Origin of the sequence: Paraburkholderia fungorum (assembly GCF_046026025.1) — a bacterium.
In the GTDB taxonomy this organism is placed as follows: Bacteria; Pseudomonadota; Gammaproteobacteria; order Burkholderiales; family Burkholderiaceae; genus Paraburkholderia; species Paraburkholderia fungorum_E.
The window spans coordinates 37,371-50,431 of record NZ_JAQQFL010000012.1 but is presented as its reverse complement, the minus strand read 5'-3'; the positions used below and the strand labels follow the sequence as shown (position 1 = coordinate 50,431).

Genomic DNA, 13,061 nt, shown 5'->3' with positions numbered 1-13,061 from the left:
ATCGTCTGAACGGGGATTATGCGCCTGCCGCCCGAAAAGCGATGCGCGAGCTCACTTAGGTTATACCCGCTGCCGGTATGCGTCCTGCTTCTGTTTAGAGCACGGCCTTCGATTCCCTCGCCTCCTGCTTCAACCATGCTTGAACCTGCTCGCTGGTCCACGCCGGGTCGTCGTGCGGCAGATCGTGACCGGCCCATGGATGCTCGCAAAGCGTTGCGCCCCACGCCGCCGCGAGTTTCGCCGAACACACCGGGTTGACCAGCCGGTCGGCGCGCGAAGCAAGAATCAGCAGCGGACAACGCGGTTTCGTCGCCGCCGCATTGAAGCGCGCGGCCGCCCACAGTTGTCGTAACGCGTTGCCCCGGCTCACCGGCGCGCTTGCGCGAATCTCGCTCCATACCTCGAGGTCCGCGCCCAGCGTGTCGACGTTGTTGCATGTGAGCCGATGGATGCCGCTTTCCGCGCGTGACGCGTCGCGCCAGTGAGCCGCCACGCCCAGAAGCCCCGGCCACGCGGATGGACGCAAGCGCTCGTGCACGCGGCTGAACGGCCGCATACTGGTATTGATCAGCACGAGCCGCTCGATCTCGCCGGGATGCCGTTGCGCCCAGTCTGTCGCCACCATGCCGCCGAGCGACATCGCCAGCACGCGATAAGGGCCGGTTGCTCCGGTTTGCAGCGCAGCAATCCGCACGAAGCTCACCATCTCCTCTACATCCGCCGGCGCGCGCAAGTGGGTGAACTCGCCATTGCCCGGCAGATCGAGCAGCAGCAGGCGGTCCGCGCCGGCCGCCTTGCGCAGCAAGCCGGGCAAATGGCCCCAGTGGCGTGTTTCGCGCGTCAGGCCACGCAACAGAATCCATGTGCTCATAAGGCTGCCGGTTTGGACCAATGGTCGGTCGCGCTTTGCAGCAATTGCTCGCGACGATTGCCTTGCGGCAGCCAGCGTTGCGATGAGAACGCCGCGCGCGCGAGAAAATCAAGCAGATTCGCATGACGCCGCAGCACGCGCGCGGTGCGGTGCGCCTTCACCGGATTGAACATGCCCTGGCGCGAAAACAGTTGACGCGGATTCTTCTTGATCCACAGCCACGAACCGAGTTCAAGCGTCATCGGCAGGAAGATGTTCGGCGCCGGCGCGCGGTCGTACGCGAAGTCCCACAGATCGCCGTGCAGCAGATATTGATGACTCTGTGGCTCGAACGCGTAGCCATGATGCGGATGCGCGCGCTCGAACATGGTTTTCAGCATGTACATTTCCGGCAAATGCGGCATCAGTTTGCGCGTACGCGCATAAGGAAACCAGATGCTATCCCGCCAGCCGTAACCCGAGTGGCAGTCGAGCGCAATACTCAGGGGCCGCGCGGCCATTTCGGTTTCGACCACCCGCAGGAGCGCGGCCGCCTCCGGCTCCATAGGTTCGCCCGGCCGGCCGCGATACCAGGGCAGCCATGCGCCCACCCGCTGTCCGCCGGCGAGCAGCGGCACGCGTTCGTCGGCATTCTGCGGCGCATTGCGCATCAGATCGACGCCGTTGGGATTGGCGCGCGTGGCGGCCCACATGCCGCCCGGATTGACGATCGGCATAAAGATCAGACGAATCGACTGTAATTGCCGCACTAGCAGCTCGTCCCATTCCAGGCGGGCGAGCAGCGCGCGCATGTAGTCGAGCACGAGTTGCGAGCCAATCCGTTCGAGCCCGTGAATCCCGCCAAAAAAACCGATCGCCGGTGCGAGCGGGTCGGTCGAACCGATACTCGCGGTGTGCACGGCGAATTGCCGCCCTCGCACCGTCGTCTCGCACACGGTGCGAATCTCGAAGCTGGCGCTGCCCTGCTCAAGGATCGTCTTGAGATCTTCGTACTCCGCAAAACTGTCGGGAAGAAAGCTCAAAGGCTGCATGACGACATCGAAAGGGACTGCAAGGTTATTGGGGACGGCACACCGAATGACGCAATATAGCCTGGCAACACACGATCATGCGAAACCGGCCCGACCCACTGCAAATCGTGTCATACAGGTGTCATTTTTTATTCGAATGAATGACATCTCCCTGCCTTTCCGGCGACGCAAAAAAGACACGCGAAGATATAGTCGTCTAGACGTTGCGATGCCTTCACTCAACCGTCACAGACGCTTCCTAGAATGAGCCCCACACATGCCGGCAATGGCCGAATGCATCAAGGGGTACTTATGGAAACAATTCGGGAAGCCATCCGTATTGAACGGTTGAGCAAGACGTTCAGCAACGGCCGCAAGGCCCTGGACGAAATCGATCTGCGTGTCGAGCCGGGCGAAATGGTTGCATTGATCGGCGCCTCGGGTTCGGGCAAGTCGACGTTGCTGCGGCACATCGCGGGCTTCACGGCCTCGGATGCGCAGCCCTCGCAGATCGCGATTCTCGGCCGCCCGATCCAGCAGAACGGCCGCATCGTGCGAGAGGTGCGCAGCATTCGCCGCGATATCGGCTTCGTGTTCCAGCAATTCAATCTGGTGAACCGGCTTTCAGTGGAGAGCAACGTGCTGATCGGCGCGCTCGCGCGGCTGCCTTTGTGGCGCCGTCTCACCGGGCGCTTTCCGGTCGCGGAGCGGGTGTTGTCGATGGCCGCGCTCAATGAAGTCGGCATTGGCGACCACGCCCGCGAACGCGCCGCCAATCTTTCCGGCGGTCAGCAGCAACGCGCCGCACTGGCGCGGGCGCCGGTACAACGCGCGCGCATCGTGCTCGCCGACGAACCGATCGCCTCGCTCGACCCCGAATCGTCGCGCCGCGTGATGGAGATGCTGCGCACGCTGAACGTCGAGCATCAACTGACGGTGCTGGTGTCGCTGCATCAGGTCGATATCGCCATGCAGTTTTGCCCGCGCACCGTTGCCCTGCGTCGCGGCAAGGTGGTCTATGACGGCCCCTCCGCCGCGCTGAGCCCGGCACTGCTTAAGAAACTCTATGGCGACGACGCCCGTGAACTGCTCAACGAGGGCGGCGCCGATAGCACCGATAGCGCCGCCAACGGGGGCGACACCGGCGGTCTGGCGCCAGGCGCGGCACCCACCTCGACGCGCTATGCGTTCGCCCTCAATCCGGCGCACTCGAACTGAGCGCGCCCCCCATTCTGCTCACCCAACCGGACTTCAAAGCGATGAGATTCCTGCGTTCATTACGTTCAGTACGTTCATTGATCACATTGACTGTCGGTGCGGCCGCATTCGCCTGCGCCGCCACCGCACACGCCGAGGACCTCAACCTCGGCATCATCTCGACCGACTCCTCCTCCGTGCTCAAACAGCGCTGGGAGCCGTTGATCGCGGACATGAACAAGCAAACCGGCCTGAACGTCAAAGCGTTCTTCGCAACCGACTACGCCGGCATCATCGAAGGCATGCGCTTTAACAAGGTACAGGTCGGCTATTTCGGCAATGCATCGGCGATCGAAGCGGTGGATCGTTCGCAAGGCGAAGTGTTCGCGAAGGTCCTGTATGCGAACGGCGACCTCGGCTATAAGTCGGTGCTCATCACCAATGTCAACAGCCGCTTCAAGACGCTCGACGACGTGTTCAAGAATACGAAGGACGTCACGCTCGGTTTCGGCGATCCGAACTCCACCTCGGGCACGCTGATCCCGGGCTACTACCTGTTCGCCAAGCGCAACATAGCGATCAATACGTCGTTCAAGGCGGTGCTGCCGTCGAGCCACGAAGCGAACCTGCTGGCCGTGGTGAACAACAAGATCGACGTCGCGACCAACAACACCGAGATGCTCGACACGCTGAAGCAGCAGCACCCGGACAAGTTCGCACAAGTGCGTGTGCTGTGGACCTCGCCGCTGATTCCGTCTGATCCGCTGGTATGGCGCAAGGATCTGCCGCAGGCCACCAAGGACAAGATCCGCAACTTCTTCCTGAACTACGGCAAGACCGATCCGCATGAAAAAGAGGTGATGGCGTCGATCACGGGTTACGCCGGCTTCGCGGCATCGTCGGATGCGCAATTGCTGCCGATCCGCCAGGTCGCGTTGTACCGGCAGAAGCAGAAGATCGAGAACGACACGCATCTTTCCGACGACGACCGCAAGACCCAGTTGGCCGACATCGATGCGAAGATGAGCGCGCTCAATAGCGCCGTATCCAAGCAATGAACACGGTTGACCGGATCACGTCGCCCACGCGTGCGAGCGAAACGCTCGCCGCGCAGGCGGCATCGCACGCCGCGCCTGCCGCCGGCAAGCGCAGCTGGCTGTCGCTCATCGGCTGGATCGCCGTGCTTGCCGTGCTGGGTGGCGCGTGGCACGGCGCCGACATGCGTCCGCTCGATCTGCTCTCCGACTCCGGCAACATGGGCCAGTTCGCCAAGGACTTCTTCCCGCCGGACTTCACTGAATGGCGCAGCTATTTGCACGAGATGGTCGTGACGCTGTCGGTGGCGGTCTGGGGCACCGTCCTCTCGCTGGTATGCGCCGTGCCATGCGGACTGATGTCCGCACACAACATGGCGCCAATGTGGGTCGTGCAGCCGATGCGCCGCCTGATGGACGCGTGCCGCGCGATCAATGAAATGGTCTTCGCGATGCTGTTCATCGTCGCGGTAGGACTCGGTCCGTTCGCCGGCGTGCTGGCGTTGTGGGTGCATACCACGGGCGTGCTCGCCAAGCTCTTTGCCGAGGCGGTCGAGGCCATCGATCCGCGTCCGGCCGAAGGCGTGCGCGCCACCGGCGCGACCAGTCTCGACGAAATCATTTACGGCGTGCTGCCGCAAGTGCTGCCGTTGTGGATCTCGTACGCGTTATATCGCTTCGAATCGAACGTGCGCTCGGCGATGGTGGTCGGCATGGTCGGCGCGGGCGGGATCGGCGTGGTGCTGTACGAAGCGATCCGCTCGTTCAACTACGCGCAGACGGCCGCGGTGATGATCATGGTGATCGTTGTGGTGACGGTGATCGATATGGCGTCCGCGTGGCTGCGCGAACGCGTGACCTGATGCAAGGAACGACCTGAGGACGGGAGGTTTTCATCCCGCTCAGGTCACTTGTTGACCAGCGACTTTGCCGCCTCCTCCGTAAAGATTGCGCCCCTGAAGCCACTAACCGGAATCCGCGCGTTGACGTGCGACAACGCCACATGTTTGTCACCGATGACAGCCACGTCTAGTGCGCAATCTTCGAGGTTTTGCGGCTTGACACCCGCCGCGACACATTGCTCCCGTGACTTGCTGTACACCGCGGGGGCTAGATCGGCCGCGTAGAAGGGTTGGACGGGATTCGAGTCGGTCAGGGCTGCGAGACTCAGGCGCCCGGCGTCAAACAGCGACTGATTCGCCGGGACACGCCAACTATCACCGTAAGCGCTATAAAAGGTTCCAAAGTTGAATGGCGCCGGAATGACTTTCCCATCGCGCGCCACCACGGCATTGACGTTGCCTTTGGCATTGACCAGCAGGCCTTGCACGTTCGCCGGCCACCGCCCCAATCCGACGTACACGTCGATGTAATCGGTTGGAGCGCTTTGCAGGATGGCCTGCACCGAATTGCCATGCATGTCGCGCGCAACGTATGCATTACCGTGGCGCGTCAGATCACCGTCGCCGGCAAACACTCGCTTTTCTCCGTCGCGCAGTACGACCGGCGATCCGTTAGCAAAGACCTGTGGTTTGTTGCCTGCAACTGAGAACACCACAACTGTCTTGCCAATCGAGGCCGCAATGGCCTGGTTGACGGCTGCGTTGGGCCATTGAGGGGCGCCCGAGATCTGTCGCGTTTGCACCTGGAATCCCATATCGGTCAACGCCAGAACGAATTCACCTTGCGCCTGAAAATCATAGTTGAGATTACTCGCCGGCCCGTTCACCGCCTGCGGCGTCGGCGTGAAAGTATGCAGATGCGTGTCTGCGATGCCTGACGCAACAGCGCACGCAGCCGCCGACGACGATGCGCTCGACTGATCGGACAGCAGCGTTGGCGCGGCCTGCGTCGGAATCGGCGGAGTATTGACCATATTCAGGTTGTTGGTTTCACCTGTGAATCCTTCGAGTACGCAGCTCGGTGCGCCCGTTGTACTGTTGTGGACGGTTGTCGTGACAGCCAACGCCGTTCCTGCATTGAAGTTAGCGCTGTATCCGCAGCAATCGCCAACGACCGCGAACTCGGCGGTCGTCCAGTAGTCAGCCAGGCCCAGCATGTTGTCAGGACTGGTCATAACGTAATGGGTCGCGCCCGACGCCAGATCCAGACGGTCATTGCCTCCCGCCGCGACACTGCCCGTCATATTCGTTTGTGCGAGCGAGGTCGCGGGAATCAATGTAACGGTCACAGCCTGCGAGGAATTACGAAAACAACTGCCCTGATATTGAATCCACCCCGACGGGCATGAGTTTCCGTAGTTGATAAGCCAGTATTGTATATACGCCGATCCGCCGGATTTGCTGGAATACACGTATTGTTGCCAGCCCTGACAGGAGCCTGGATTGGCCGTCCCAGTACACGCGGGTGGCGAAGCGAAAAAGTTGCTATTGATTTGCAAGGTGTATGCGTTGGCCACCTGCGTGGATGGCGATTGATAGGTGTAACCATTTTCACCGGTCGTGTTCGCGGTCGAAAACGACCCGATCACGGAGATCAGTTTTCCGGAAACTTGCGCCGAATAGTCATAGCCGTTGCCGACAGTATCGGGCAGCGCACCTTGCCTGGGCGGCATCGGAATGTCCGGTGGTTTGGCACAGGTAACCTCTCTCCATCCGAGCTTCGGGTATTCGGCCTGGAAACAACCCTCATGTGGAACAGGCGTGTTGATCAGCGACTTATGCCACTCCAGTTGCAGGACCGCGAGGGCCGCTGGCGCATTCGCGACCTTCGGCTTGACCGCCGTGACCTTGTTCATTAATGGTTTGGTATCCTGTGCAAATGACATCTGGCAGAATAATGCTATCTGCATGACGAGATACGCCTTCACGGCTATCCGCACAAATGCCCACGCGTTGCCTGGTCCACATAGGATCACTTGTGATGAGTCTGGCTCTTTCACGGCTGTCTCCTGTGATTGCGCAACGTCGAAAATCTCTTCCTATCTCGACACTTTGAAATACAGTAATTACTCTAGTCCACGAGATGACGAAATACTGTAGGTATCGAAAAAATATCTCCTCATTTGAATTAAGTCCTGACTGGGATTTTCGCCTGACATGGCTATGTTCCCATTTAAATACTTCGCATTCCTTTAAAAACCTCAACACACCATCAAACGCATTCACTCCGCGTCGACTCGCATGAATTTCAGCACCGGGCGGCAACCTCCGCCTTTGCCGGATGAGCAATTTTCTGCAAGTTCATGGAAGAGGAACTGCTTACTTAGTCGGGGACTTTGCCCAGCCGAAGTCCACAGGTGCAGGAACAGAATCGCGTGAATCAACGGCAGCACGGTTCAACGCCTCGCCGACCTTGCCGAAGAACGCTTCATATTCTTCACGCGCCAGCACAGTCTTCGTGCGGGCGTCGCCGTTGCTGTCCCACACCGTATTGTCGAAACGCGCCCGCACGACGACACCTTGACCGCCTTCCGCCGCCCGTACACTGACGAGCGCCGCGGTGTACTGGTGATCGGGTTTGGCCGGCAGCATGCCGATACGCGTCTTGAGCACGCCACGCAGCACTTCGCGCCATTTCGGCGCCAGCACTTCCGCGCGGCCTGCTTCGACTAGCGCGGTGTCCGTTTCCACTGTAACCGGCGCGTAGCCGCTCGATTTCAACGCCGCTGCGACCGCCGTCAGCACCTTCTCCCGCGTGGCGCCCGGAAAGCTGCGGTCGCGCATGGTGGTAAGCGCGGTACGTTCGCTGTCGGTCAGATCCACGCTCACCTGACGCGAACTGTATTTGACAGCGGTGCCTCCGGAGCCTGTCACCCGTTCGTTCGGATCCGGCGCCTTGCATGCGCCCAGCATGGCAACGATGCCCGCGCTCATGCAGACACTGCGCCAGAACGGGCAGCGCCTCGCCTTCGGATAACAGAAAAACTGGGGTGTGGCGCGTTGCAGCACAGGCGATGCCATTGCGATGACCGGTAGTAGAAAGCTTTATCGTAAAAGCATGAAGGCGATATCCTCAATGGAAAGTTTCTGTTAGAAATACAAGCAATACTTGGATATAGGGCTTTTCATGCGCCGCCTGCCCCCTCTCAACACCTTGCGCAGCTTCGAGGCCGCCGGGCGTCTCGGCAGCCTCACCAAAGCGGCCGAAGAACTGTGCGTTACGCATAGCGCGGTCACGCAGCAGATTCGCGCGCTCGAAGACTATCTCGGGCAAAAGCTGTTCGAACGCCACGGCCGCACGCTGCAGATGACGCCGCACGCCCGGCACTATCTGGTCGATGTCGCCGGTTGTCTGAGCCGGCTGGCCGAAGCCACCGCGCAAATGAGCGGCAATACCGCGCGACGAACCCTCCGTGTGAATACATCGGGGTCGTTCGCGCACGGCTGGCTGATTCCGCGGCTCGCGCGCTTTCACGCGCAACACCCTGAAATCGACGTGCAGATCGTTACCGTCAACGGCCTGAACATCGACACCCTCGACGAGTCGCACGACGCCATCATCCGCCGCTACCAACCGAATCTGCGCCGCTACGGCTTCGACTCGCGGCCGCTCGTCGCCAATGTGGCCGTGCCCATATGCGCGCCCAATCTGCCCGGACTGGATGCGCTACGGACCCCCGCCGATTTGCTGCAAGCACGACTGCTGCACTATGCGGGCTTGCCGGAGGCCTGGCAGTACTGGTTCCACTGCGCGGCGGTGCCGGCCGGCGAAACGCTCGGCGGCCCCTTCTATGAGCAGTTCTTTTTGCTCGTGCAGGCAGCCGCAAGCGGACTCGGCGTGGCGCTCGCGCCTCAGGCGATCGTCGAAGAGGACATACAGCGCGGGCGGCTGGTCGCGCTCTTTCCGGAAGTCAGACTCGAAGGACCGCCGTTTCATTGCCTGTATCGCGTAGCGCCGCAGGATCGCGAACTCAACCTGTTTCTCGACTGGTTGTTCGACGATGCGCTGCAGGTGCCGGCAGAGGTGCCCCGAACCGCTTCAAAGCCCCTCTAGTTAAAACGTGATTCGGCCATTGCGGCGTTCTGCTGGAATAATCACGTGCTTGTGGCCGCCTCTGCGGCCTTCTTTCTCCTCTCCCTGAACGTCGATGGACACCCTGGTCGTCTCGCTGGTCCTGCTTTCCGCGCTGCTTCACGCCACCTGGAACGCGTTTCTGCATCTATCCGAAGACCGTGTATGGCTGCTCGGCATGATGGCGATTCCGTATATGGCCGTCAGCGCGGTCGGCGTGATCGTGCTGCCTTTGCCCGACCCGGCCGCGTGGCCTTATATCTTTGCGTCGGTGGTACTCGAATTCGGCTACCTGCTGGCACTGATCCGCGCCTACAAGAGCGGCGACTTTGGGCAAATCTATCCGATTGCTCGCGGTCTTTCGCCGATGCTCGTGTTCGTCGGCGCGATGGTGTTCGCCCACGAGGCGCTCAAACCGCTGGCGGCGCTCGGGGTGGCATTGGTGTCGCTCGGCATCGTCTCGCTGGCGTTTCGCCGCGGCATGCGGTTTTCCGGTGAAAGCGTGCCGTTTGCCCTGCTGACCGGCTTCTTCATCGCGACGTATTCGGTCGTCGACGGAATCGGCGCACGTGTAGCGGGCAACGGCCTGAGCTACATCATGTGGGTCTATCTGATCTGGAATATCCCGCAGTTTCTGCTCGCCTGGCATTGGCGCGGCGGCGCCCGCGGGCTGTTCATCGGCCGCACGGTGGTGCTCAAGGGCATCGCGTCCGGCGTGCTCGCGCTCACCGCCTATTGCCTGATCATCGAGGCCTACCGCTACCTGCCGATCGCGATGGTCTCCGCGCTGCGGGAGCTGAGCTCGATCTTCGCGGTGCTGATCGGCTGGCTGTTCATGCGCGAGAAGCTGACGGCGCGGCGTATCGCGGCATGCGCCATGGTTACGCTGGGGGCGGTGTTGATCCGGCTTTGAAGCCGTAAAGCCCCTCGCTCCACGCTCAGGCGAACTGCAGCAGCGTCGCGTCGATCGCATCCGCCAGCGTATTGAAGGCGGGCGCGATCTCCTCGTCCGGCACGCAGGCATAGCCGATCAGCAAGCCCGACGGCGCCAGCGCCGGTTGCGCGTAATACCCCGACAACGGCCGCACGACGATATTGCGCTCCAACGCCGCGGTCGCCACCGCGCGGTCGTCGCTGCCTTCCGGCAATTGCATCACCAGATGCAAACCGGCATCGCCGCCCACGGCCGGCAGCGCATCGCCATAACGGTGCGCGGCGGCGTCCAGCAGGGTCTGGCGACGCTGCCCGTAAAGCGTGCGCATCTTGCGGATATGCGACGTGAAATGCCCTTCCGCGATGAACTCCGCGAGCATCGCCTGCTGCAACAACTGCCCTTCCCGGTATAACTCCGCGCTCGCGGTCGCGAAGCTCTCGGCCAGTGCTTCCGGTACGACCAGGTAGCCGATACGCAAGCCCGGAAACAGCGTCTTGCCGAAGCTGCCCACGTAGATCACCTGGCCGGACCTATCGAGACCTTGCAGCGATGCCAGCGGCCGGCTGCCGTAACGGTATTCGCTGTCGTAGTCGTCCTCGATGATCCAGCACTGGTTCTGCCGCGCGTACTCGAGCAGCATGCGACGCCGGGCGAGGCTCATCACCATGCCGAGCGGATATTGATGCGACGGCGTGACGAGTATCAGCTTCGGCGGTTGCGCGAGATCGTCGGCGGACGGATTGATGCCTTCTTCATCGACGGCGATTGGCCGCGATTGCAGGCCGGAGACGTGCAGCACGCTGCGCACGCCCCAGTAGCACGGATCTTCGGTCCAGATCACGTCGCCCGGATCGGACAGCAGACGCACGGCCAGATCGACCGACTGGTGAATCCCGGTCGTGATGATGATCTGCTCGGGCGTGCAACGCACCGAGCGCGAGGTACGCAGATAATCGGCCAGCGCGTGCCGCAACGAGGCCAGCCCGCCGCCTGGCGCGTAGGTCAGCAAGTCAGGGCGCAGCCGGCGCCAATACTTGTTGTGCAAGCGGCTCCACACGCGCGCCGGAAACTTCGTGACATCCGGCACCCCCGGCATGAACGCGCCCCATTGCCGTTTCGACACCCCCGCCCCCGCGATGAGCCGCGCGCCGCGCGTCGACAGCGCGCGCTTGACCTGCAACGGGAGCGGCGGCGGCAATGATTCGAGCGGCGCGCCCGGCGCGTCGGTGTCGGGCGCACCGACGATCTCGTCCGGCGCGCTATCGGCGACGAACGTGCCGCGGCCGGTTGCCGAGCTCACATAGCCTTCGAGCACCAATTGCTCGTACACCTGGGTGACGGTATTGCGCCCGATGCCCAACTCCTGCGCCAGCAGACGCGACGACGGCACCTTACTGCCCGCCGGCAATTCGCGCGACAGGATCGCCTGCTGCAACAGCCGATGCAACTGACGATAGATCGGCTGGCCGTTGCCACGGTCGAGGCGCTGCGCCAGCCAGTCGGACAAAACGCTCGCGCGCATGATTGGCTCCTATTTTTTTATTGAAATGGCTCTGAAATTAAGAGCCAAATCTCATTATAGTCTTTGCATGTGCTGCGTTGAGCACGCAGTCCCCTGCAAAATCGAGGAGCCAAGGAGACAACCATGAAGAATGCTGAACTGAAGAGCCGCAAAGACGCCGCTACGCCGCGCGGCGTCGGGGTGATGTGCGATTTCTACGCTGAGCGCGCGGAGAACGCCGAGTTGTGGGACGTCGAAGGCCGCCGTTTCATCGATTTCGCTGCGGGTATTGCCGTGTGCAACACGGGCCACCGTCACCCGAAGATTCTGGCGGCGATCCGCGACCAGCTCGATCATTTCACGCACACTGCCTATCAGATCGTGCCGTACGCGTCGTACGTCGAGTTGGCTGAGAAGATCAACGCGCGTGCGCCGGGTGACTATCCGAAGAAAACCGCCTTCTTCACGACGGGCGCGGAAGCCGTTGAAAACGCCATCAAGATTGCGCGTGCCGCGACTGGCCGTCCGGGCGTGATCGCCTTCACGGGCGGTTTCCATGGCCGCACGATGATGGGCATGGCGCTGACCGGCAAGGTTGCGCCGTACAAGATCGGCTTTGGCCCGTTCCCGGCGGACGTGTTCCATGCTCCGTTCCCGAATCCGCTGCACGGCGTGACCACGGCTGACTCGCTGAAGGCGATTGAGTTTCTGTTCAAGGCCGACATCGATCCGAAGCGCGTTGCGGCGATTATTTTCGAACCGGTTCAGGGCGAAGGCGGCTTCTATCCGGCGCCGGCCGAGTTCGTGCGCGCCTTGCGCAAGCTGTGCAATGAGCATGGCATTCTGCTGATCGCCGACGAAGTGCAAACGGGTTTTGCCCGTACCGGCAAGTTGTTTGCAATGCATCACTATGACGTGGTGCCGGATCTGATGACGATGGCCAAGAGCCTGGCGGGCGGCATGCCGTTGTCGGGTGTGGTCGGGCGTGCTGACCTGATGGACGCTGCCGCGCCTGGCGGACTGGGGGGCACTTACGCGGGTAACCCGCTGGCGGTTGCTTCCGCGCATGCCGTGCTCGATATCATCGATGAAGAGAAGCTCTGCGAGCGGGCTACTGTTTTGGGTGACCGTGTCAAGGCCAAGCTGATCGCGCTGCAGAGCGAAGTTCCGCAGATCGCCGATGTGCGTGGGCCGGGTGGGATGGTGGCTGTTGAATTCTGCAAGGCTGGCGGGACTGAGCCGGATGCTGACTTTACCAAGCGGGTGCAGGCTCGGGCGCTGGAGCGCGGGTTGTTGTTGCTGGTTTGTGGTGTTTATTCGAACGTTGTTCGGTTCTTGTTCCCGCTTACGATTCAGGACTCTGTCTTTGATGAGGCTATGGGGATTCTTGAAGCTGTGTTGAAGGAAAGTGTTGCTGTAGCTGTTTGATTTTTTTTGCCTGCGCGGCGCTTGGTGGATGGTTGCATGCTGTGTTGGCCTTTCCTTGTTTTCTTTGTGGTCTATTAGCGTTCCCCCTGTGCGGGGGGGCACCTACTTTTCT

11 protein-coding genes are annotated in these 13,061 nt (G+C 61.5%); 6 read left to right on the top strand and 5 right to left on the bottom strand.

Features of this window, described 5'->3' with window-relative positions:
- Positions 1-94: 94 nt before the first annotated feature.
- The gene (locus PQR67_RS15245) at positions 95-871 is read right to left on the bottom strand and encodes an alpha/beta fold hydrolase (RefSeq protein WP_408460452.1); all 777 of its coding nucleotides are present in this window, start codon (positions 869-871) and stop codon (positions 95-97) included.
- Entirely contained in the window at positions 868-1,902 is a 1,035-nt protein-coding gene (locus PQR67_RS15240) for a M14 family zinc carboxypeptidase (RefSeq protein ID WP_408460449.1), read from the bottom strand. The genes PQR67_RS15245 and PQR67_RS15240 overlap by 4 nt, the downstream gene beginning before the upstream one ends.
- Before the next feature lie 291 nt (positions 1,903-2,193).
- Here PQR67_RS15240 and phnC point away from each other — a divergent pair, with 291 nt between their 5' ends.
- Genes phnC through phnE form a run of 3 tightly spaced genes read left to right on the top strand, consistent with a single transcriptional unit; the run spans position 2,194 to position 4,975 of the window.
- The gene (phnC, locus tag PQR67_RS15235; protein WP_408460447.1) at positions 2,194-3,099 is read left to right on the top strand and encodes a phosphonate ABC transporter ATP-binding protein; all 906 of its coding nucleotides are present in this window, start codon (positions 2,194-2,196) and stop codon (positions 3,097-3,099) included.
- A gap of 41 nt (positions 3,100-3,140) precedes the next feature.
- Complete coding sequence (gene phnD / locus PQR67_RS15230) at positions 3,141-4,136, top strand: phosphonate ABC transporter substrate-binding protein (RefSeq protein WP_408460444.1); 996 nt, start codon at positions 3,141-3,143, stop codon at positions 4,134-4,136.
- Complete coding sequence (gene phnE, locus PQR67_RS15225; protein ID WP_408460442.1) at positions 4,133-4,975, top strand: phosphonate ABC transporter, permease protein PhnE; 843 nt, start codon at positions 4,133-4,135, stop codon at positions 4,973-4,975. Before phnD ends, phnE begins: the two co-directional genes overlap by 4 nt.
- A gap of 44 nt (positions 4,976-5,019) precedes the next feature.
- Here phnE and PQR67_RS15220 read toward each other — a convergent pair whose 3' ends face one another.
- Entirely contained in the window at positions 5,020-7,014 is a 1,995-nt protein-coding gene (locus PQR67_RS15220) for a hypothetical protein (protein ID WP_408460439.1), read from the bottom strand.
- 319 nt (positions 7,015-7,333) lie between these two features.
- Positions 7,334-8,035: a hypothetical protein gene (locus PQR67_RS15215; RefSeq protein WP_408460437.1), complete on the bottom strand. Its 702-nt coding sequence runs from the start codon at positions 8,033-8,035 to the stop codon at positions 7,334-7,336.
- A 106-nt stretch (positions 8,036-8,141) separates the two neighbouring features.
- Here PQR67_RS15215 and PQR67_RS15210 point away from each other — a divergent pair, with 106 nt between their 5' ends.
- Both PQR67_RS15210 and PQR67_RS15205 read left to right on the top strand, forming a co-directional pair.
- The gene (locus PQR67_RS15210) at positions 8,142-9,068 is read left to right on the top strand and encodes a LysR substrate-binding domain-containing protein (RefSeq protein ID WP_408460434.1); all 927 of its coding nucleotides are present in this window, start codon (positions 8,142-8,144) and stop codon (positions 9,066-9,068) included.
- A gap of 94 nt (positions 9,069-9,162) precedes the next feature.
- Positions 9,163-9,999 carry an EamA family transporter gene (locus PQR67_RS15205; RefSeq protein ID WP_408460432.1) on the top strand — a complete coding sequence of 279 codons (837 nt, stop codon included), beginning with the start codon at positions 9,163-9,165 and terminating at the stop codon, positions 9,997-9,999.
- A gap of 25 nt (positions 10,000-10,024) precedes the next feature.
- Here the strand turns inward: PQR67_RS15205 and pdxR are convergent, their stop codons facing one another.
- Entirely contained in the window at positions 10,025-11,542 is a 1,518-nt protein-coding gene (gene pdxR, locus PQR67_RS15200; protein WP_408460429.1) for a MocR-like pyridoxine biosynthesis transcription factor PdxR, read from the bottom strand.
- Positions 11,543-11,665: 123 nt separating this feature from the next.
- Between pdxR and PQR67_RS15195 the strand changes: the two genes are divergently transcribed.
- Positions 11,666-12,949 carry a 4-aminobutyrate--2-oxoglutarate transaminase gene (locus PQR67_RS15195; RefSeq protein WP_172161415.1) on the top strand — a complete coding sequence of 428 codons (1,284 nt, stop codon included), beginning with the start codon at positions 11,666-11,668 and terminating at the stop codon, positions 12,947-12,949.
- Positions 12,950-13,061: the final 112 nt, after the last annotated feature.

Coding starts and splice junctions, on each gene's coding strand:
- PQR67_RS15195 (WP_172161415.1), top strand. CDS start 11,666: ATGAAGAATGCTGAACTGAAGAGCCGCAAAGACGCCGCTACGCCGCGC.
- PQR67_RS15240 (WP_408460449.1), bottom strand. CDS start 1,902: ATGCAGCCTTTGAGCTTTCTTCCCGACAGTTTTGCGGAGTACGAAGAT.
- PQR67_RS15210 (WP_408460434.1), top strand. CDS start 8,142: ATGCGCCGCCTGCCCCCTCTCAACACCTTGCGCAGCTTCGAGGCCGCC.
- phnC (WP_408460447.1), top strand. CDS start 2,194: ATGGAAACAATTCGGGAAGCCATCCGTATTGAACGGTTGAGCAAGACG.
- PQR67_RS15205 (WP_408460432.1), top strand. CDS start 9,163: ATGGACACCCTGGTCGTCTCGCTGGTCCTGCTTTCCGCGCTGCTTCAC.
- PQR67_RS15215 (WP_408460437.1), bottom strand. CDS start 8,035: ATGGCATCGCCTGTGCTGCAACGCGCCACACCCCAGTTTTTCTGTTAT.
- pdxR (WP_408460429.1), bottom strand. CDS start 11,542: ATGCGCGCGAGCGTTTTGTCCGACTGGCTGGCGCAGCGCCTCGACCGT.
- phnE (WP_408460442.1), top strand. CDS start 4,133: ATGAACACGGTTGACCGGATCACGTCGCCCACGCGTGCGAGCGAAACG.
- phnD (WP_408460444.1), top strand. CDS start 3,141: ATGAGATTCCTGCGTTCATTACGTTCAGTACGTTCATTGATCACATTG.
- PQR67_RS15245 (WP_408460452.1), bottom strand. CDS start 871: ATGAGCACATGGATTCTGTTGCGTGGCCTGACGCGCGAAACACGCCAC.